19 protein-coding genes are annotated in these 21,391 nt (G+C 30.5%); 8 read left to right on the forward strand and 11 right to left on the reverse strand.

Annotated elements, in window-relative coordinates; translation table 11 throughout:
- Positions 1 to 94: 94 nt before the first annotated feature.
- Positions 95 to 1,054, reverse strand: a complete 960-nt coding sequence (locus KA830_RS09890; RefSeq protein ID WP_107365520.1) for a cation diffusion facilitator family transporter — start codon at positions 1,052 to 1,054, stop codon at positions 95 to 97.
- A 201-nt stretch (positions 1,055 to 1,255) separates the two neighbouring features.
- Here KA830_RS09890 and KA830_RS09895 point away from each other — a divergent pair, with 201 nt between their 5' ends.
- Together KA830_RS09895 and KA830_RS09900 are read left to right on the forward strand one after the other, a co-directional pair.
- Positions 1,256 to 2,032 (forward strand): 3-hydroxybutyrate dehydrogenase, encoded by a 777-nt coding sequence (locus KA830_RS09895; RefSeq protein WP_210123908.1) that lies wholly within the window; start codon positions 1,256 to 1,258, stop codon positions 2,030 to 2,032.
- A 342-nt stretch (positions 2,033 to 2,374) separates the two neighbouring features.
- Positions 2,375 to 3,793 carry an anion permease gene (locus KA830_RS09900; RefSeq protein ID WP_046206908.1) on the forward strand — a complete coding sequence of 473 codons (1,419 nt, stop codon included), beginning with the start codon at positions 2,375 to 2,377 and terminating at the stop codon, positions 3,791 to 3,793.
- Between the two features lie 96 nt (positions 3,794 to 3,889).
- On the opposite strand, the gene KA830_RS09905 is transcribed toward KA830_RS09900, so the two are convergent.
- Both KA830_RS09905 and ahlS read right to left on the reverse strand, forming a co-directional pair.
- Entirely contained in the window at positions 3,890 to 5,017 is a 1,128-nt protein-coding gene (locus KA830_RS09905; RefSeq protein WP_204179817.1) for a zinc-dependent alcohol dehydrogenase family protein, read from the reverse strand.
- 15 nt (positions 5,018 to 5,032) lie between these two features.
- Positions 5,033 to 5,881 carry an AhlS family quorum-quenching N-acyl homoserine lactonase gene (gene ahlS, locus KA830_RS09910; protein ID WP_210134216.1) on the reverse strand — a complete coding sequence of 283 codons (849 nt, stop codon included), beginning with the start codon at positions 5,879 to 5,881 and terminating at the stop codon, positions 5,033 to 5,035.
- A gap of 277 nt (positions 5,882 to 6,158) precedes the next feature.
- Between ahlS and KA830_RS09915 the strand changes: the two genes are divergently transcribed.
- The 3 genes from KA830_RS09915 (at position 6,159) to KA830_RS09925 (ending at position 7,933) form a co-directional block, all read left to right on the forward strand.
- Positions 6,159 to 7,112 carry an NAD(P)-dependent oxidoreductase gene (locus tag KA830_RS09915; protein WP_204179819.1) on the forward strand — a complete coding sequence of 318 codons (954 nt, stop codon included), beginning with the start codon at positions 6,159 to 6,161 and terminating at the stop codon, positions 7,110 to 7,112.
- Between the two features lie 14 nt (positions 7,113 to 7,126).
- Positions 7,127 to 7,492 carry a cupin domain-containing protein gene (locus tag KA830_RS09920; RefSeq protein WP_046206904.1) on the forward strand — a complete coding sequence of 122 codons (366 nt, stop codon included), beginning with the start codon at positions 7,127 to 7,129 and terminating at the stop codon, positions 7,490 to 7,492.
- A gap of 345 nt (positions 7,493 to 7,837) precedes the next feature.
- The gene (locus KA830_RS09925; protein WP_107526155.1) at positions 7,838 to 7,933 is read left to right on the forward strand and encodes a type I toxin-antitoxin system Fst family toxin; all 96 of its coding nucleotides are present in this window, start codon (positions 7,838 to 7,840) and stop codon (positions 7,931 to 7,933) included.
- Positions 7,934 to 8,089: 156 nt separating this feature from the next.
- On the opposite strand, the gene KA830_RS09930 is transcribed toward KA830_RS09925, so the two are convergent.
- Positions 8,090 to 8,767 (reverse strand): SDR family NAD(P)-dependent oxidoreductase, encoded by a 678-nt coding sequence (locus KA830_RS09930; RefSeq protein WP_105873926.1) that lies wholly within the window; start codon positions 8,765 to 8,767, stop codon positions 8,090 to 8,092.
- A gap of 150 nt (positions 8,768 to 8,917) precedes the next feature.
- Between KA830_RS09930 and KA830_RS09935 the strand changes: the two genes are divergently transcribed.
- Positions 8,918 to 9,472: a TetR/AcrR family transcriptional regulator gene (locus KA830_RS09935; RefSeq protein ID WP_204179820.1), complete on the forward strand. Its 555-nt coding sequence runs from the start codon at positions 8,918 to 8,920 to the stop codon at positions 9,470 to 9,472.
- 191 nt (positions 9,473 to 9,663) lie between these two features.
- On the opposite strand, the gene KA830_RS09940 is transcribed toward KA830_RS09935, so the two are convergent.
- The 3 genes from KA830_RS09940 to KA830_RS09950 all read right to left on the reverse strand — a co-directional run bounded on the left by KA830_RS09940 (position 9,664) and on the right by KA830_RS09950 (position 12,056).
- The gene (locus tag KA830_RS09940; protein ID WP_204179883.1) at positions 9,664 to 10,005 is read right to left on the reverse strand and encodes a preprotein translocase subunit SecY; all 342 of its coding nucleotides are present in this window, start codon (positions 10,003 to 10,005) and stop codon (positions 9,664 to 9,666) included.
- Between the two features lie 199 nt (positions 10,006 to 10,204).
- Entirely contained in the window at positions 10,205 to 11,119 is a 915-nt protein-coding gene (locus tag KA830_RS09945) for a low temperature requirement protein A (protein WP_204179821.1), read from the reverse strand.
- A gap of 703 nt (positions 11,120 to 11,822) precedes the next feature.
- Positions 11,823 to 12,056, reverse strand: coding sequence for a YrhK family protein (locus KA830_RS09950; protein WP_187345541.1), 234 nt, complete (start codon positions 12,054 to 12,056; stop codon positions 11,823 to 11,825).
- A 337-nt stretch (positions 12,057 to 12,393) separates the two neighbouring features.
- On the opposite strand from KA830_RS09950, the gene KA830_RS09955 reads away from it, so the two are divergent.
- On the forward strand, positions 12,394 to 12,489 hold the full coding sequence (locus tag KA830_RS09955; RefSeq protein WP_107523788.1) for a type I toxin-antitoxin system Fst family toxin: 96 nt from the start codon (positions 12,394 to 12,396) through the stop codon (positions 12,487 to 12,489).
- 1,151 nt (positions 12,490 to 13,640) lie between these two features.
- On the opposite strand, the gene KA830_RS13855 is transcribed toward KA830_RS09955, so the two are convergent.
- Together KA830_RS13855 and KA830_RS13860 are read right to left on the reverse strand one after the other, a co-directional pair.
- The gene (locus tag KA830_RS13855) at positions 13,641 to 14,981 is read right to left on the reverse strand and encodes a CDP-glycerol glycerophosphotransferase family protein (protein WP_348634551.1); all 1,341 of its coding nucleotides are present in this window, start codon (positions 14,979 to 14,981) and stop codon (positions 13,641 to 13,643) included.
- Between the two features lie 30 nt (positions 14,982 to 15,011).
- On the reverse strand, positions 15,012 to 16,829 hold the full coding sequence (locus tag KA830_RS13860; RefSeq protein ID WP_348634552.1) for a CDP-glycerol glycerophosphotransferase family protein: 1,818 nt from the start codon (positions 16,827 to 16,829) through the stop codon (positions 15,012 to 15,014).
- 198 nt (positions 16,830 to 17,027) lie between these two features.
- Between KA830_RS13860 and KA830_RS09965 the strand changes: the two genes are divergently transcribed.
- The gene (locus KA830_RS09965) at positions 17,028 to 18,518 is read left to right on the forward strand and encodes a glycosyltransferase (protein ID WP_210134218.1); all 1,491 of its coding nucleotides are present in this window, start codon (positions 17,028 to 17,030) and stop codon (positions 18,516 to 18,518) included.
- A 268-nt stretch (positions 18,519 to 18,786) separates the two neighbouring features.
- Here KA830_RS09965 and KA830_RS09970 read toward each other — a convergent pair whose 3' ends face one another.
- Positions 18,787 to 19,794, reverse strand: coding sequence for a zinc-dependent alcohol dehydrogenase family protein (locus KA830_RS09970; protein WP_204179824.1), 1,008 nt, complete (start codon positions 19,792 to 19,794; stop codon positions 18,787 to 18,789).
- A 503-nt stretch (positions 19,795 to 20,297) separates the two neighbouring features.
- Positions 20,298 to 21,386: a DUF871 domain-containing protein gene (locus tag KA830_RS09975; RefSeq protein WP_204179825.1), complete on the reverse strand. Its 1,089-nt coding sequence runs from the start codon at positions 21,384 to 21,386 to the stop codon at positions 20,298 to 20,300.
- Positions 21,387 to 21,391 lie beyond the last annotated feature (5 nt).

Here is a 21,391-nt window from a genome sequence, read left to right on the forward strand (position 1 = left end):
TATCGTGATAATGAAAGCTTATTTAAATTTTATATTTCTCTCTGTCTATATAATCATACATTCAACAAATTAAATTTCTACAAACACTGAATAGTTATGATTTCAAATTTTCATAATATGTCTTAGAATGACTATTGATGCTAAGGTTTTCAATTTGTAACGTTGTGTGCTTGATATTGTATTTATTTTCCAATAATTTAGAAACATTATTTATGACATTAAATGATTCATCCTCAGACCGAGCACTTAGTACAACATGGGCACTTAAAGAAAAGTGTTCCGTGGTTATACTCCACAAATGAAATTCATGAACATCATCAATCCCTTTTATACTTTTCATATCAGCAATTAATTTATCAATATCGAACTTTTCAGGCACAGCTTCCATCAATACAAACCAAGCATTTTTAGCAATTTTCCATCCACCACGTAATATAATTAAGGAAATGATGATACTGATGATTGGATCTATCATCTGCCATCCTGTTATGTGGATTAACACGACAGCAACAATAACACCGATTGAGTTTAATAAATCCCCCATGAAGTGCCATAATGCGCTTTGAACATTGATATTGTCTTCCTGTTTTAAAGAACGTACAAGCACGATTGTCAAAACGATATTAACGAATAAACCAATCGTGGCTATGATAACCATAACACCACTTTCAATTGGTTGTTGATAAATCATACGCTTAACTGCTTCATACAGTATCCATAATGAAATAATCATTAATGCTAAACCATTTAAAAAAGCAGCTAATATTTCTAATCTCAGATAACCAAATGTAAAACGTGACGTAGGCTTTTTCGTTGCAAAATATATCGCAACCATAGACAAACTTAACGCGATAACATCACTTAACATATGAAACGAATCAGATAACAATGCTAAAGAATTTGAAAGTATGGCACCGACAAACTCTACTATGGTAAATATCAGTGTAATAATAAATGTTATCCACAGTGTTAATTTAGAGTTTTGTTGCTTTTTCCGATGATCAACGTGATGAAAATATTCTCTCCTACTCAATAACTTTAGCCTCCTATTCATTTTAACTATACTAAATTATACCTTCTTTCTAAAATGAATTATACTATTATTTTATATTAAAATATAAATATTATTAAATTGTTTGTCTTTCTATAATCGAACTCCCACAAAAAGAGCATATATAGTACAATTAAATCCTTTATTTTACTAATCCATTGAACAAATGTAAGCTAAATATGATATAAAAAGGGAGGCAAACATATGTTAAAAGACAAAATCGCAATTATTCCAGGTGCAGCGAGTGGCATTGGGTTGGAAATTGCTCAGGTGTTTTTAAATGAAGGTGCAAAAGTTGTATTTACCGATATTAATCAAGATGCATTAAATCGTACAGTTGAATCATTTAAATCAAACGGCTTTGATTGTATTGGTGTTACTGCGGATGTTTCTAATGAAAAAGATGTAGAAGCATTAGTGGATAAAACCGTAAAGCAGTATGGACAAATTGATATTTTAATTAACAACGCAGGTCTTCAAAACGTGGCAAATATTGAAGATTTTCCAACTGATAAATTCAAACAAATGATAGATATTATGCTAGTTGGTACTTTTATTATGACAAAGCATGTACTTCCGCTAATGAAGCAACAACAATACGGACGAATTTTAAACATGTCTTCTATCAACGGACTTGTAGGATTTTCTGGCAAATCTGCTTATAACAGTGCCAAACACGGCATCATCGGTCTAACAAAAGTTACAGCTTTAGAGGCAGCCGAAGATGGTGTGACAGTCAATGCGATCTGTCCTGGATACATTGATACACCACTCGTTCGAGGCCAAATGAATGACCTTGCCAAAACAAGAAATGTGAGTGTTGAACAAGTATTAGAAGACGTACTATTCCCATTAATTCCACAAAAACAACTTGTAAATATTCAAGAAGTTGCTGATTATGCTGTATTCATTGCTAGCGATAAAGCTCAAAGTGTCACTGGACAAGCAATCGTAATTGACGGCGGCTATACAGCACAATAATTTTTAACAATTACAAAGACAATTGCTTTATTTAAAATTTGTAAAGCAGTCGTCTTTTTATAATATATATGAGCATGCGCGCACAGTACGCGCAGACAAACCGAAGACTTCCTGAGTGTGTAAACCCCCATATTAGCTATGTTCCCATGATCAATTTTCGTATAAGTACATAAACTGATTTCTAGTTTTTCTAATATACCTCAAAACTTCGAATAATTTAATTCACAAAATGAATCATTCAGCATTTAATTGTCTATAACCTTTTTTCTTTACATATCTTTTTTATAAGTATAAATTGATAACTGTAGTAAGTAACCTGTATGGAAAGAAGGAAATTGTAGTATGCAAAACTCAATAAAGTACCGTAAATTCATTTTACCTTTAGTGATCGGTATACTTATTTGGCTGCTCACCCCTTTCAAACCAGATTCACTTAGTATACAAGCTTGGTATATGTTTGCTATTTTTGTGGCAACGATCATTGCTTGTATCACACAACCAATGCCTATTGGAGCTGTATCTATACTAGGTTTTACTGTCATGGTAATTACAGGCGTCTCTGATATAAAAAATGCCGTACAAGGTTTTGGCAATAATAGTATTTGGCTCATTGTCATAGCTTTTTTTATTTCAAGAGGCTTTGTGAAGACAGGCTTAGGACGACGTATCGCATTACAATTCGTTAATCTTTTTGGTAAAAAGACCTTGGGACTCGCGTACTCACTCGTAGGCGTAGATCTTATATTAGCACCGGCAACACCTAGTAATACTGCACGTGCAGGTGGTATTATGTTCCCAATTATTAAATCTTTATCTGAATCATTTGGCTCAGACCCAAAAAAAGGTACAGAAAGAAAAATGGGTGCTTTTCTAATTTTCACTGAATTTCAAGGTAATTTAATTACTGCTGCAATGTTTTTAACTGCGATGGCTGGTAATCCGCTCGCACAAAACCTTGCAGAAAGCACTGCGAATGTACATATAACATGGATGAACTGGTTCTTAGCTGCACTTGTGCCAGGCTTGATTTCTTTGATCATAGTACCGTTCATTATTTATAAAATATATCCACCCAGTATTAAAAAAACACCAAATGCTAAAAACTGGGCACATAAAGAATTAATGAAAATGGGTAAAATATCCATTCCAGAAAAATTTATGATTGCTATTTTTATCATAGCACTCGCTTTATGGATTACTGGAAGTGTCATTCAAATAGATGCTACATTAACAGCATTTATTGCACTTTCACTCTTACTCATTACAGGCGTTTTAAATTGGAAAGATATTTTAAATGAAACTGGCGCCTGGAACACATTAATTTGGTTTTCAGTGCTTGTATTAATGGCTGATCAACTTAATAAACTGGGCTTTATCCCTTGGTTAAGTAAGTTAATTGCATCCAGCTTAGGTAATTTTAGTTGGCCAATCGTGCTCATATTATTAATTGTTTTCTATTTTTATTCACACTATCTTTTTGCAAGCGCAACGGCACATGTTAGTGCGATGTATGCTGCACTATTAGGAGTCGCTGTCGCCGCTGGTGCACCGCCATTATTCAGCGCTTTAATATTAGGTTTCTTCGGTAACCTATTAGCTTCAACAACACATTATAGTAGCGGTCCTGCCCCGATACTATTTTCTGCTGATTATATAAGCCAAAAACGTTGGTGGACAATGAATTTTATTCTCGGTATTGTTTACTTTATCGTTTGGATTGGCATAGGATCAATTTGGATGAAAATGATTGGTATCATGTAATATGAACTCACAGCTTTTTTCTATTATAAAAAGGTTAAGTTGTTTGTTGATTTTACGCGCAACTTAACCTTTGTTTTATATATTTTGAATTATTAATTAAGACATTTTGATAATAATTCTACCGGCATCGCCATTTGCTAACTGATCAAAACCTTTATTAATCTGATCTAATGAGATGACATCACTGATTAATGGATCAATATTAAGTCTGTTTTGACGATATAAGCTCACGAATCTTGGTATATCACGATCAGGAACACAACTTCCAACATATGAACCTTTAATCGTCCTCTCTTCAGCAGCTAACGTTACTTGTGGAAATGAAAATTCTGCTTTTGGATCAGGTAAACCTGTGGTCACTGTTGAACCACCCCGTTTTGTTATCGCGTATGCTACTTGCATTGCAGGTACTACACCTGCTGTTTCAAACACGTATTCAGCGCCACCTGTTACATATGTTTTAACATCATCAATCACATTTTCATCACTTGAGTTAAACACTGCTGTTGCACCTAAAGTTTTAGCAATTTCAAATTTATCTTCGTTAATATCTAAAGCAATAATCTCATTAGCACCAGCCAGTCTCGCACCTATTATAGCATTGAGTCCAATGCCACCAAGACCCACTACCGCTACGTTACTCCCCGGTCTAATCTGAGCTGTATTTATAACAGCACCTATGCCTGTAATGACAGCACAACCAAACACTGCTGCTCTTTCATAAGGAATTTCTGGATCTATTTTAACTATTGAATTTTCTGAGACAACAGCATATTCTGAAAATCCAGAAACACCTAAATGATGATGTATGACATCTTTTTCTTTAGATAGTCGGAACCCACCTTCTATCATCTCACCTTTCTCATTGGAAGCTGCACCATTTTCACATAATGCAGGTCTTCCTTCACGACATGGTATACATTTACCGCAACTAGGGATAAAAGTACAGACAACGTGATCTCCAACTTCAAAATCACTAACACCTTCACCTAGTTCTATAATTTCACCTGCAGCTTCATGGCCAAGAGCCATAGGCATTGGTCTTGGACGACTACCATTAATCACTGACAAATCAGAGTGACATAAACCCGCGGCATGAATTTTAATTAGCACTTCATTTTGTTTAGGGGCATCAAGGTTTAAAGTTTCTATTTTTAAAGGCTTCTTTTTTTCATATGGCCCTTCAACACCCATTTCATATAATACTGCAGCTTTTGTTTTCATTGCTTCACACATCCTTTACTCATAATAACCATCCGTAGACTTTCTAAAAGATTCAAATTGGTTACCATCATGGCCAAACCAAATCTCTGCATTCTTTTCTTGAGCAAGGCGCTTAATATATTCCACTGAATTTGCCCAACCAACTGAATCATAAAGAATACCAGGTGGTTGTAATTTAGGTTCCATACTTTCTTGTGTGTAAATAGCATCAGAGGCTAAGATGAGTGTTCCTAACTCTTCAGTTTCAATTTCCAAACCAATCATTCCCCAGGCATGTCCACTACCAAAGTTAAGTACTTTCACACCATCTACAAGGTTTAGATGTGCTTGATCTCGCGCTATAGTTTGCCAAGTCAAATCACTTTTAATCCAAGCATCGATATCACTCCAAATGTACGCACCTTCTTGTTGATTACGCGCATAGCACTTCATTGCACCACTGAATTCATCATCGTGAACAATTACAGTCGCATTAGTAAAATACTCTAAACAACCAGCATGATCAAGATGTAAATGGGAAGCTACAACTATATCCACATCTTTAGGATCGACACCTAATTGCTCTAATCTATTTGGTAAGTGACATGATTCATCAGAAAAATAAGGGAACGCTTTTTGTGTTGCATTAATCCATCGTCCTTCCTCGCCCATTGAATTCGGATTACAAGCAGTATCAAATAATATCTTAGCATCAGGATGATCTATAAAAACGGTATAAATAGGAAATTCATGTAGTTCATTTTCTTTATTTGGACTATCTAATGTCGCTTGGTTTGAATTTGCAATCATTAAATTTTTATCCATTTTCATTCGCCTATTATCCAACACATATATTTTCATACGGTCTTTTTTTATATTCACCATACCAATCACCTCTTAGTATAATATTACACTAAAATGTAAGGGTTTTCCATAAATATACTAATACTTGCACTCAACACTTATATAAAAATGAATTATTATATTTTCACTTGAAATTCAATCAACTTTCGACACTTTTCTACGTACAAATGCAGTTTGTCCATATCTCACAAAATACACATCATACTTTGGCACTTTTTACATACCCAAAACACCAAATAATGCTAAACTTAAATTAAAAATTGTGAATGTTTTCACATAATAGGAGGAGACGATTTTTATGAAGAAGATTTTTATCGCAGGTGCTATCCCAGAAGCCGGGCTTAATCAACTAGAACAACATTTTGATGTAGATATGTACACTGGTGAAACGCTAATTTCCGAAGCATTATTAATAGAAAAAATTAAAGATGTTGATGCATTAATCACTTTATTATCTACTAACGTGAGCCGAAAAGTTATTGAAACTGCACCAAAATTAAAAATCATAGCTAACTATGGTGCTGGTTTTAATAATATTGATATTGAAGCTGCGCGTGAACACGATATCAATGTGACAAACACACCCATTGCTTCAACCAATTCAACTGCAGAGTTAACAATGGGTATTTTACTTGCTGTTGCAAGACGTATTCCTGAAGGAGATCAACTTTGCCGTAATGAAGGATTTAACGGTTGGTCACCGTTATTCTTTAGAGGACGTGAAGTATCTGGTAAAACAATTGGTATTATTGGATTAGGTGAAATTGGTACTGCCGTTGCAAGACGTGCTAAAGGTTTTGATATGAATGTGCTTTATTCAGGTCCTAAACGTTATGAAGATAAAGAAGCTGAATTAAATGCAGAATATGTTTCACAAGACGAACTTTTAAAACGTTCAGACTTTGTAACTTTAAACTGTGCATATAATGAAAAGTTAAAGCACATGATTGACTATAATGCGATCAAAAAAATGAAACCAACTTCATATTTAATCAACGCATCAAGAGGTCCAATTGTTTATGAAGAAGAATTAGTAAAAGCCCTAGAAGAAGGTATTATTGAAGGTGCAGCACTTGATGTGTTTGAGTTTGAACCGAAAATTACTGAAGCACTGAAATCAATGAAAAACGTAGTTATCACACCACATATTGGCAATGCAACATTTGAAGCAAGAGACATGATGGCTGATATTGCAGCATCTAACGTAGTTAAGCAACTGAGCGGTGAACAACCAAACTATATTGTAAACTGATAGGAGTGAGAAATATGTCACAAACATCCAATCGCTTTTTTAAAATAAATGAGTTACAACATTTTTCTGACGATGCAGCGAAAAAAACCATATTTTATGAAACGCGACATTCAGCTGGTGCGGTTTGGTGTCTTAAACCAGGACAATCATTACCTTGTCACACACATAAAGATGCAGATGATGTTTGGATTGTACTACAAGGCGAAGGAACATTTTTCACAAATGATAATGAACAAAAACCCATTAAAGCCGGAGATATATTCGTTTCATTCCCAGGAGATGCGCACGGCATGACTAACACCGGTGATGAAGACTTTGTCATGTTAGGTTTTGCTACACCAATGCCATTGGACTTCAACCCATATGAATGTGCACAATAAGCGCGATGTATTTTAATTATTATAAAATTAAAACCACCTGTTTCACGGGTGGTTTTCTTTTGGGCTATAAGTCTGCTTTAGTGGCTAGGGCTCTTAAGTGGTATTTGACTTACTTTAATAACACTTATATGCACCCTTATATTCTTTAACACTTGATTTATGTATTTTTATCATGTTTTTTCTTGCTCTTGTATATATATTTCTGTTATTGCTTCATTTATCCCTTACTTTACTAGCATCATTCAACTTGTGGGAAGTAGATGTGCTTACATATTTACCAATGATATAATAATGAAGTCGTCGTTCTACTTCTGTGTTTTAACTAACATGGAAGGAGGTGACACCATGTTTAACACTCTATTTGTAGTACTTATAGCGCCTATTATAGTAGGCGTTATAGTCACGTTGTTTTCACATTGGTTAAATAAGCGTGATAAATAATCCGACGGCGACATAACCAAATACACCAAAAAGAGCCCGATAACTATGTCCGTAGTTATCGGGCTCGATGTTCACCATGTAAACACTCTATTTGTTGTTTATATTATAACATCATAGTGAGTAGGAATGCAAAATGATTTAAGTGCGATACACTATTTAGGAAACATCAAATTTTTTTATGCCTTTTGGAAAGGTTTCTTCAAATTTCCCTTTTTCTTTGTATAAATCATACCAGGCCTCTGCAATAGAATCTGGATCACCTATTGTTCCAGGTTCTATCAATGTTCCTATTGCAAGATGTCTTACGATTATCTCTTTATCTTCCAGCTCATTGTAAAGATTTTCAGCATAATTACGCAATCCAGCTCCTATAATGCCAGCATTTCCAGCAAAGGGTAACGGGAATATTGTAGATACACCTGTTGTAAATAGGATTGATCCACTTCCTTTATTTATCATATCTGGTAAAACTTCGTTAACTAACTGAATTGATGGGAATAGATAAGTTTTTGACATTTCTGATATACTCTCTGGTGTAGTTTCTAATATATTTGTAAAGCTATCTTCTTTTGCATAAGGGCTAAACTCTATGACATCTATAGAACCGAATTCAACTTTAATTGCTTGGATAGATTGTTTTAATGCTTCCAAGTCTGTAATGTCAGCTGTAAAAGTTTTCACCTCAATGTTTAAGTTACTCAGGTTTTCTTGAATAACTTCTAATTTTTCAGTATTTCGAGATATAGCTGCTACTCTAAATCCTTCAGAACCAAACTTTTTAGCTAGTGATAGTCCTAAACCAGTACCTGCGCCTACAATAACAAACGTCTTCATTTAAGCAGCTCCTTGTTTGTGATATATTAAAGCAACAAAACGTTGCTATAAATAAAATATACAGTCAGTAAAATGATTTAACAATCAACAAACTATACTTAAATGTTGCTATAACAACAAAACTTTTAAATCATTGAGGAAGTGTTTCAAATGGCAGAAAAAGTAAAAAATTTGAGAATGACACATACGAAACAGTCATTAATTAATGCCTTTTTTAGTTTGGTTAATAAAAAAGATTTTGAGAAAATAACAATAGCAGATATCACAAAAGGTGCTCAAGTAAACAGAGCTACGTTTTATGCGCACTTTGAAGATAAATATGATCTAATAGACTATATTATGGAGGATTTTGCTACAGTTTCTATTAAAAACTATATCTCATTTGATATGACTTTTAATCAAGAAAATATAAGCCAACTCATTTTAGCAGTTCATGATTTTTATAAAGAACCTAATATTGAATGCAGAAGCAGCTATGCTGGGTTAGCATTACCTCAAATGAGAGAAAAAATATTAAGAGAATTGAAACTTGTTTTATCAGAGAGCCTGAACGACAATTATGCAGATAGAGAAAAAGTCATATTTGTTCCTATTTTTGCACAAATGATTCATGAAGGTGCATTACAGTTAGTTGATAGTAATAATACGGCAGAGAAGGAAACATTAGCTAAAAAAATTGCATTATTTATAATTGGGAAAGCTTAATCGTTTTTAGTTATTGAAAATAAAAAGTCGACAAGCATAAGTGATTCAAGTTGCGAAAAAATGTATGCATTAAGGACGTCCTTTGATTCAACAAATGTTAAAAAAATTATCTTGATTTAATATCTATGAATGCAAATAATGCTTCTCATAGCGTCTCAACTTTCATAAAATGTAATTGAATTAAAATTTTATCAAATGCGCAAGAAAAGAGTGTGCAAATGCACACTCTTTTTATAAAAGATATTCTTTTCAGTTTTCCGTCCATTTTCTTCAACTTCTGTTTTTGCTTTTTTAAAAAACATATCATAAATAAAAGATAAACCAGCTAATATGAAACCTAAAGATAACAAACCATTTAAATTTTTATTTTCATAGATATTTATTAACCCCAAATTACCAATCTTATTACCGAATTGATTAAGATGAATATTTAAATTCATATAGTCCAATAATGTAGTTATTAAAAGAATAATGAAAATAATAATCATAGCATCTTTAATTGCTTTAAAAAGTTTAGTTTTAATATTTATCACCCTATAATTCTCAATTTTATAAAATTGATTTTTCCAATACCTCTCACTAGAAAATAGTTTTCTTAGTATATACGTCTGCCCTGTTTTTTGTTGTAGGAAGGTTTCCAAAATAAAACCACTGCCATAAGTTGTAAAATAAATGACTCATATTTTTTCTATAAAGTTAAAGAACTATAACAAGAAAAATAAAAAGGATAATTTATGCTTTATGCTTATGCAAGCCTATATTTGTTAATATACTGGCTATAAATAAAACTAAGAATAGTATGAATCCATATATTTCAGATATATTCAGTTGTTCATTAGATAACTGTTTATTCATTATTAAAAACATCATATCTAATGAAAATATTAATAATAAATGTACATAAATTGTTGTAAATCCTGTTTTGTTTGTTGTGTTTTTATCTGTTGATTTATAATGATGAACATATATAACAAATAAGCACGTAATAAAGGCGAAACATAATACATATAAAATATTTAAATGGGCTAATTCAATATTTTGTATTAATAAAACTAGACCTTCACCAAATAATAAAATCACTAATAAGCTTAATCGTTCAGTCAAATGGTTAAAAAATATAGGGTTACGATATGAAGTTTTATAAAAGAGTAATGGAAAGACTGCTACGATAAAAATCCCTATAAAATACACGACAAAATTAATCGGTGCCGGCAACATTATAGATATTATAGAAAGAATAATTGTTAATAATAAACCAATCGTATACACTTTAACCAATTTCATATCTATTCGCGTATTGGTAAATTTATAATTAATAAAGTATTGTATAAAAACACTTAGATATACCAAGGCTGACATTAAAACAAATGGAAGAAATGTTTGTTGAAAATCGCTATTTATAGCTTTAGACAATATAACGATTAAATACATATCTATAAATACAAAGATGTATTGATACCATTTTTGATTGAAGAACCTATTAACTAAAAGAGTACGGTAAACCCATATAGAAAAAAAGACGAGAAAAAGCATGAAGCTTTTTCCTAGTTCTTCTAAAGACATTAAATTATGTGAAATGCCTTCTGCAGTCTGATTAATCGTAGATAAAATATAAACAAATATTAAATCAAAAAATAATTCTGTCATGCTGACTTCTTTTTTCCACTCCTAAACCTGATCTTTTAATTATTCAAAAAGAGTTCCCCTCAGTTCATCTGTTTGATTATCTATACCTTATAATCCATTACTAGTTAATAATTTTCTAATTTTATCATATACAACAACTGATTTTATAAAGATATTTTTTATTTTAACATTGAAATTATAAAAAATTAACTTCTGATTTACGTAATATTGTAATGGTGTCTTTTTATTTTAAGGTATCCCGATATTAACATGAGCAACTCACCTATTTTAGGTACTTTAGTTATATGGGCGCCTTCATATAATGATTTGTCATAATTATAGAATTTACCTTTATCATCAATTCTAAGTCTAGCAAACGTTAAAGCAATGGCTACAGGAGTGATGATTTTTTGTTTTGACGAATTGATTTAACAATTCTCTGGTTCACTTAATCGTTTTCCAACAATTTAAATTTTTCTTCTAATGTTTGAAGTCCGTGATCTATAATCTTTTGTTCAATTAAATTTTTTGATATTCTAAAAATGTATTTTTTCGCTTCATTTTTGTGTCACTTTCTTGATGATATAACTCCTCAATTTCTTTTAATCAATTTTCTAAATGAGCGTCCCTTTTAGGGATTCATCTTGCCAAAGATGAAATACAAGTACGTCACACCACTTTTGATTATCATCATAAATTCTTTGAAACTACATAACTATCATATTCACTCTTTCTCATTTTCCATTACTTTATTAATATGTATGTCATGTATTATAGAAATAATGGGACGTATTAACATTTGAATACTACCTATTACAAATAATATTGTGCCGTAAAAAGTTGTGCTCTCGTTAAAAAAGAAAAAACTACCAATCAAAAATATGATTCCTAATAAAAGATCATTTAATTGATAGAATAATTTATATATGGCACTGATTTTAATAGTCACATGTCTCATTTGTAAATCGACTTCATGTTGATTGTTAGAGCCTAGTTTTGATATCCGTTTCATAATTCATTACCACCTCATTAATAATTTTCAAAATTTAATTAATAATGTATTTTATATTATTATGACAGTTGTGTGAAACAAGATAAAATAGTTTTACTTAACAACCATGCTTTTGAGGAAAACTCAAAGAAATTAAAGAAAGTTCGAAATAAGGAGAATCACACATACATTTACATGCTGAAAACGGTGATATTGAAGGGTATGATTAGTAACTCAGATGATATAATAATGACGTCGCCTATCTCTCAGGCGTCTATTTGACGTAGAGAGGAGGTGCTAATCTATGCTAGAAATCCTTGTTCAGATCACGGGCACAGTCATCAGTGGTTGTATTATCGCGTTATTTACACGTTGGCTACGCAAGCGCGATGATAAATAGGCGACTAGCCACACCAAAAAATCCCCTCACTATTGCGAGTAGTGAGGGGATTGGTGTATCCATGCTAGTTTCCTTGTTAAGTGTATTATAACATCATAGCGTGGAGGAATGCAAAAAAACATAGTCTTAATGGACATAGTAAAACATAATAAAAATGATGTTTCATGATTTTAATAAAAGATTATCTATGAATTATAAAGGAATGATGTTTTTGAACAAATGCAGATTTCTTTTTATCAATATCCAACTATTACTAGTTTTTATAAAAAATTTGATTCAAAAAATGAATAATGTTTATATCATCCTCTAGAAAGCCAATCTATTTTAATATTTGTCATACCTAAAATGTATTATGGAAGACAAATAGAAACTATTAAAAATTTGGAATATGTGGTGATAACGACATACAAGTTATTCCTTATATATCTAAAAGCGAACCAAATAAAAAGGTGATTTCAAAACTATAATGAATACTTTGACATAGAAAGTACATTAAATTTGTTTAATTCTATCTAAGTCTGTTCTTGATTTTTTAAATCTTTATACTACTTAATGTCTTTTCTATGAGTCTTGAGAGAAAATAGATAATAATCTCCACTCAATTTATTGCGTGGGAATGTTTCGTAAGCGAAGATTCTAAAGATACTAATCAAAAAGAAGATAATGAACAGCCAATAGAAGTACAACACAAAGATACAGCTGAAGAGAAAAAGGATAACAGTATAAACCAAAAGTATTAGCAAAAGAGGATAACCTCTCTGAATAAACAAAGTGTTATTTTGATTATAGGAAAGAAAGACTGCTTAAAAGGGTTTGTACTGAACCCCAAAAATTGTACTTTGGTTTATTGTAATATTTCAAAGATTTGTTTCCTAAAATTTTTAAGAGACAAGCCTATGAATTTTGATTTTAAGAAGATATAAATGAAAAATAAAAAAAGTGTTATTAATAATTAAAAATTATTTGATGAGATACGAGGCTTAAAATAAACTAATTCTTATGATTCTATCAATATTGAATATGAAGAAGACTTATTAGAAAAATGGGAGTTAATTAAAAACATTGAAGGTATCGAAATAGAAAAATAAAAACAAGCATAAATCATCTTTAAGATGGTTTATGCTTGTTTTATTTAAAAGGGTACTTCTATACTATTTGAAAAATTTATGAACAATAATTTGAGCAGCTGTTCCATTTTCATATGAACAAAACTTATCATAAAATTTTTCATACCTCATTTGATATTTTTGCTGAATTTGTTCAATGTTTTTAATAGATTTTATTAATGATTCATTTGTTTTTATAAGAGGCCCAGGAGCTTCATTTTCAAAATCAAAATAAAATCCGCGTAAACTATTTTTATAGTGTTCTAAATCATAAGTAAAGAATAGCATAGGTTTTTTTGTATTAGCGAAATCAAACATTACGGAAGAATAATCAGTGATACAAATATCGGTTATTAAGAATAAATCACTGATATCATTATATTTATTGCCGTTAATCACAAAATCATCTAAAGAACTATCTAACTGTAAAGCGTTACTAATAATAATATGTGGTCTTAGAATTAAAATATAATCTTCACTAAGTTGTTCTTTCATCTGTTGTAAATCAATTTGTAAGTTAATGATATGTTTTTTAGCTTTATTAATTTCATCGTCACGGAAAGTTGGTGCGTATAGAATGATTTTACGTTCATCTTGAATACCTAAACGTTGTTTGATTTTTTCCTTTTTATTATTAATATATGCTATATCTTTATTGTAAAATATATCATTTCGTGGATAACCAACTTCTAATATTTCTTTGTGAAATTCAAAGGCTGATCTGAAACATCTAGATGCGTATGGGCTTGGTGAAACTAGATAATCCCAATGTTTAATTGCATTATTAACACGGTTTTTATAGTTAGCGTCTCTACCTTCAAAACTTTCAACATCATTTAGCATTTTCTTAAGTGGTGTGCCATGCCATGTCTGGATATATATTGTATCTTTAGGTTTTGTAATATAATGCGGAAAGTTCTGGTTATTCACCCAGTATTTTGCACGGGATAAATAATGAAAATATTCTGGTGATAAACGCTTTACCGTTGTAACATTAGGATCATTAAATGGAAATTGTTGATTACTCACCCATATAATTTGGTAAGCGTCACTATATTCTTTTAATTTATCGTAAATAGCTTTTGGGCTATCGCTTACAGACTTACCTACGTTACTTTCAAACACAATCAGGTCTTTTTTAACTGGAACTACCTTGGAAATAGCTGAGTTATATTTATCCATTACGTTAAAATATTTCTTACTCTTCCTAAAGCGTTTGAATAAATGTTGAGATAAAATATCATATTTTAATTTACTCTTTAATCGATTAGTTGTTTTGTAATTTTGAACAGCATCAAATATCCTTTGACTGTTGTATTGATCACGATATTTGATGAACTGATTTGCTTTCATTTCAACATTTTTATCGATTTGATAATTATTCATAATCATCTTTTTTAATTGTGCTTCTAAATCTTATTGATTATTAACTATAGTACCGGGCAATTCATTTTCTATATCAAGATGTGAAGGTTGCTTACCTAAAAATCTATCTTTATCAAATTGATAATAAATTACTGGTTTATTTAAAAAGCTAAAGTCAAAAGCAACACTTGAATAATCTGTTATCATTAATTTACTTTCTTGGATTAGTTTTTGAACATCGATGTCGCCCTGTTTAACGCTTGTAATATACGATGGAACATTAAACAATTGAATGAAAGGTTGCATATTAGGATGTAAGCAGAAAATAACTTCACTTCCATTATCCACGATATTTTTAATATTAGGGCTATTTAATAATTGATTTATTCTTTCTAGATATTCTGAATCTACTATCTGTTCCCAGTTGATTAACCAATCTCTCCATGTTGGAATGATTAAAATTTGATTTTTAATTGTAACTTTTGGATTAAAAAGATTGTCAAAACGAGCTAAACCTGTCACAGTAACTTGACCACTATCAAATTTCAAATCTCTAACAACAATCTGCTTTTCTCTCTCAGAACTTGTGATAAAAAGATCTACATTGAAATCTTTCAGTTGGTTACCATTGATATTTGATAAATTTTTAGCACCTAACACACCGTGTTGTAAAAACACTCTAGTAGCTTTAATTTTTTTTGTATAAACTGCACTATTGGTAGGAAATATTAATTCTGGATGGTGTGTTGTACATATATAATCGGCTTGTAACATAATGTTGAAATGTTCTGGGGATTTGTAATAAATGACATTACCAAAAGGAAGAACATTTTGGGCTTCGCTAGAATCTTCTTCTATAATATAATACACAGGTAATTCTGGATGATGTATCCGCATATATTTAAAAAAGTGAAAACCATTATCTTGAGCTTTATAAGATTTTTCCCCAATAACCCAAACTTTTGGACGATTTTTTTGGAAAGGCAATTTCATGTTAGTTTTTTTAAAATTTTCGATATAAGTTAGATAGCTATCTATTGTATATCTGTTAATTCTAAATGAAAGATTTCGACCTTTCATAGTAAAGTAAGGAGTAATAGATATAATATCATTTTGATAATCCGTAATAATTTCACCCTTTAGAAAACGTTCTATTAAAATTCTCGGATTTCCTATTTTTATTTTTAAAGGTACAAACGATTCTTGAATATCAATTTTTAAATAGATATCAATAACATCTCCAATGATAAATGAATGCTTCATGAATTTTATTAACTCGTTGTATATATCAACGGAGAAATTAAATGTAGAGGTATTGTTATTTTTACTATCTATAGTACTTGGTAAATAGACTTCTGATTCCCTATCAGTAAAACGTGTTGTCAAAACAAGACTAGTTTTTTGAATTGTAGAGTTAATAATAGAGAATTGACCTTTTATTAACGCCTGATGATTATTGAATTTCAGTTTATCAATATGTCGTCTTGAAAAAAATGCTTTTAACGGAGTGTAATTCGTCATAGTGAAATGTAAAAATCCATTTTTAGTAATATATGGATAAATTGTATTGACACCATCTGAAATTTTCTCCAAATTATAAATAGATGTATGCTCATTAGCAACTTCTATATTTTTTTGTTTCTTGCGCTTATTTTCCAACACTCCCAAAGTTAAGAAAATCTTAGTTTCATTAAATTCTTTAAAGATGTCTAATACTTCATTTAAATCAATTTTAAAATTAAAAGACTCATCAATTGATTTGTAAAAAATAGATTTAAAGCTGTTTTTTACATATAGTCCTGTAATGTTTTCGTTTTGTGAATCGAAAGAAATATAAAGTGTATTGCCTTCTTGTTTTATATATTGCAAGATAGTACTCCTCCCTAAATTATAGTATAATAAGTATATGAATAGAATATACTATTACATTCAAGTCTACAATCTAATTTTCTGAAATGTTATAAAATAATAATAATAAAAGAAACTATATATAAATAATAGTTGATACTTTAACACGGACAAAATAAAAGAAATTATATATGATGTTATTAAAAAAGAGGTGTGAATTTGAAAAAAATATACTTATTGATTAATTCTTTAGAACTAAATCGAGGAGGACTTACTAAGGCTAATTTACAACAAGCTAGCATGTTTAGTGAATTAGGTTACGAAACTTGTATACTGACATTTAATTATAATTCCGATTATAAGAATATTATAGAAGATATTTATGATGTATACGAGGTAAACAAAAAAGTTGAAATAATAAATATGTACGATTATTTTAGAAATGAAGATCAGATAGACCCAAAATTCAAGTCATATAAAAATCTAATAAATGATGATTCGATAATTGAAAAAAATGACAGTAAAGACATTGTTAAAATATATGAAAATGGGTTATATAAAAAAAATATATCTTACAGAAATGATGAATCTATTAAAAAAATAGATTACTTCAATAATGCAAATTATCGAAGTAAAGTAGAATTTTATGCTCCTGAGGGATACATAGGTAAAATATCATATATGGATTATAATTTAAATAGACCTAGACAAATGACTTTTTATAATAGTATTGGTAGCTGTTATTTACGTAAAACAGTAAATCCTGAAAACGGGTTAGCTACTAAAGTTGATTTAATAAAAAAAGGGCAAATAGTTCACTCTTTTAGAAGTGATAGACAATTAAAGTCTTATTTTGTAGAACAAATTGTCAGAAATAATGAAGACTCTGTCATTATTTCTGACGCACGAAATACAGATGAAATCTTAGTTAATACGAAAGGAAAAGGAATAAATAAATACATTAGATTACATTCTAATCATTTAGACACTAATGGGAATTTAGATAAGACAGTAAAATACTCAATAGAAAATATTAAACATATAGATTCATTAATAGTATTAACAAAACAGCAGAAAGAAGATATAGTTAATCGCTTTGGTCATTTTGAAAAGGTTAAAGTTATCCCTCATGGAATAAAAACTTTTCCATTATTAGAGTTACATAATAAATTGAATAGGGACAAAATAGTAGTAATTTCTAGGTTAGTTGGATTAAAACAAATTAACCATATAATAGAAGCTATCAAGTTAATTAAAAATAAGGTGCCAAAACTTACATTAGAGATTTATGGAAATGGAAAAGAATTAGAGAATTTAAAAAAATTAGTCGCTACTTATAAATTGGAAAAAAATATTTTATTTCAAGGATATACTAATAACCCAATAGAAGTTTATAAGAATTCTTTGTTTTCATTAACAACTTCTAAAAGAGAGGGCTTCTCGTTAGGGATTTTAGAAAGCATGTCTTGCGGAACACCTGTAATTTCATATAACTTTAAGTACGGCCCTGATGAAATAATAAATAACAATGAAAATGGGTTGCTTGTTAAAATGGGCGATATAGACGATCTTTCAAAAAAAATACTATATTTATATAGTAACCCAAACAAATTAGAAAGTATGAGCCAAAAAGCAAGAGAAAAGACAGAAAATTGTTTTTCAATCGGAAAAATTCAAAATGAATGGCGTCAACTTTTTGAAAAAGAATAAATGTACCATCTTTTTATAGCCTCCCCTAAATAAGCACTTGGACAGTCTTATAAAATGCAGTTTTTAATAATATGTTAAAAATAATTGTTATTTGAAACACATTTTGAAACGATTAAGAGACCCCTTTAAAAGGAGTCTCTTTCGATATATTTTTTGAACATTTTTAATACTGTTTATATTAATAAAAATAGATGAGGTGTAATTGCGCATAACTTTCACTTACATTAAACAAATTGAATCTTAAGATAATAAAATTATTCCTTCCATGTTATATTTTAATCACTACTTTTCCAAAAGTATTTTCATATAAATGTTGATATGCACCAACTACATTATTAAAATCAAAAGCTGAATCAATAACAGGGTTAAGATTTAAATGGTTTATATCTTCTATCATTTTGTTATATAAATCGTGATGGTTTGTATTAATACCAAAAGTTTGAGCTTGTTTTTCCGCTAACTGCATAAAATTAATTTCTGCTATAGCACTTTCTAGAAAACCTATAAAATATATTTTTCCTTTCTTAGCTAGTAATGATATAGATTTTTGAACGTTACTTCCACCTACAACTTCCAAAATATGATCTACACCCATATGATTTGTTATTTCTAACACTTTATTCTCCCAATCTGGATGGGTAGCGTAGTTTATAGCATGTGTCACTCCGTATGAATCCAGCTTACTTAATTTATCATTACTACTACTTGTTGCTATAATATTTGCCCCTATACTGGCTGCAATCTGAATACCAAATAGCGAAACGTCTCCAGTGCCTTGTATTAATACTGTTTCATTTGATTTTAAAGCTCCATAATGAACTAAAGATAGCCACGCAGTGAAGGCAGCTACAGGTAACGTCGCTGCTGTTTCATAAGATAAATTTCCAGGTAATAATACAACATCATCTTCGTCTAAAACAACGTACTCGGCAAGGCCACCATCCAATGGACCTCCTAATGTAAGTTTGTCATCACTTGAATTTAAAGTGCCTTTAGATGACTTAGCATAAAGTCTCGAAATCACTTTATCGTTCACTTTAAATTGCGTAACCTCTTTACCTACCTGCACTACTTTCCCTGAAAAATCTGAAGTAGGAATAAAAGGAAATGTTAATATATCTGGTGCATAATTTCCCTCAATAATGGCACGATCTCTATAGTTTAAAGAAATGGCTTTAACTTCAATTAAAACTTGGTTATTGCCAACTTCAGGCGTTGGAACGTCAACCATTTTTAAGTGTTCCAATCCAAAACCTTCTAATTGCCAAGCTCTCATAATTTTTCCTCCTTAAATATTTAAACTTAATATATATTCAATATCAATGTTAAACAAATAACCAACATTACTAAAAGAAATAGACTTATAACAATATATAGATATGATAATAAATCGTATATTGGTTGCTATTAATTGCGATATTTACAACAATAACCAATTACATAGAACCACCTAAAAGTTTTATGATAATTACGGCTTTTGATGTAATTTCAACGACAGAATAATTTGTGAATTGGATAAAAAACGCTGTACATAGAAAAACACCTCCGTACGATTCATTTATAATGAATTTAACGAAAGTGCCTTTATTCTAGTCTCACTGATTGGGTTTCAATTCAAAATTTTTCTATTGCTTAGTCTCTTTTCGTAAGTGCATGTCATGCTTTTTGTGAGAAACAACTACTTTTCACACTTATCGATTACTGCATAATCAATTTATTTTTTATAATCTTTCCACTTATACTTAAATAACCAAGCAGTCACGCACTATAAAACAAAGATTATGATATCACTTTTAATTCAAAAGACTGCCAAGGTTTTAATAAATTTAATAAGAAATGTTCTTCTTTTTTTACATGTCCGATAACATTTTTATAACCATGATTTTCCATATCTTGTAATGCGATTTGCAGCTCCCCTTTGTAGTGACCATATTGTTCATTACAAATCACAATATCACCTTTTTTAATTTGTTTTGTGTTATTTGGCGGGAATGGCTCATCCTTATAATGAACGCGACTCATCGTTGACCGTATAACATAATCTGAAATATCCCCCCGATTAAAATGAAATTCCTCTTTCACAATAGTTTCATCTAATCCAGTAATATCGTTATTTAAATAAACATCAAAACTAGGCATTGCTAAATTAATTTCTGAAAGTGATTGTAACTCAGATTCAGAAGCAAATGCATTACCAATAATAAAATCATCTACTAAATTCGTCATTAATAAATGCTTAACTTGTACTGTTATAGGTAAATTCCTATGACTTTCTAATGTCGGTAAGCCTTCCATAATTATCCAAGGCCCTACTGTTGCTTCTTGTGAAGTAACAAAAGCTGCAGTGTGAACATTATTTCTTTTATAAACTTCACTCGTATTTACAAAATGTTGATATGATAAACCAGTATAGGTTTGAGGATAAAAATTGTGACAACCTACAAGTTTGTCTAAATTAGGTTGATAACTTAACACATCTTCAATAAACGTATCACTTACACTGATGTTTAACTCTACATACATATGCTGTTTGTTATAACTCAGCTGCGCTATTTCTTGAGCTGAAAATCCTGCATCAACACGTACTCCTGATACACCTAGTGTTTTAAAAAAGGACAAATCATCACGTTTTAAATTCAATGCTTCAAAAACTTTATGGTTAATATCCGCAATCACTGTCATATCATTCTCTTTAGCAACGCTTACCACTGACTTAAATTTATTAAAAACCGCTTCTTCATCACTTTTAACCGAAAGTAAATTTGTGAAGATGCGCTTAAATCCGAATTTTGCACTCATTTTAATATAGTCACACATTTCTCCTAAATCTGATTGGGTCGGATAAACTGATATCCCTAAATTATGCATATATA

Source organism: Staphylococcus sp. GDY8P119P (genome assembly GCF_017892075.1).
GTDB classification, from domain to species: Bacteria; Bacillota; Bacilli; order Staphylococcales; family Staphylococcaceae; genus Staphylococcus; species Staphylococcus ureilyticus.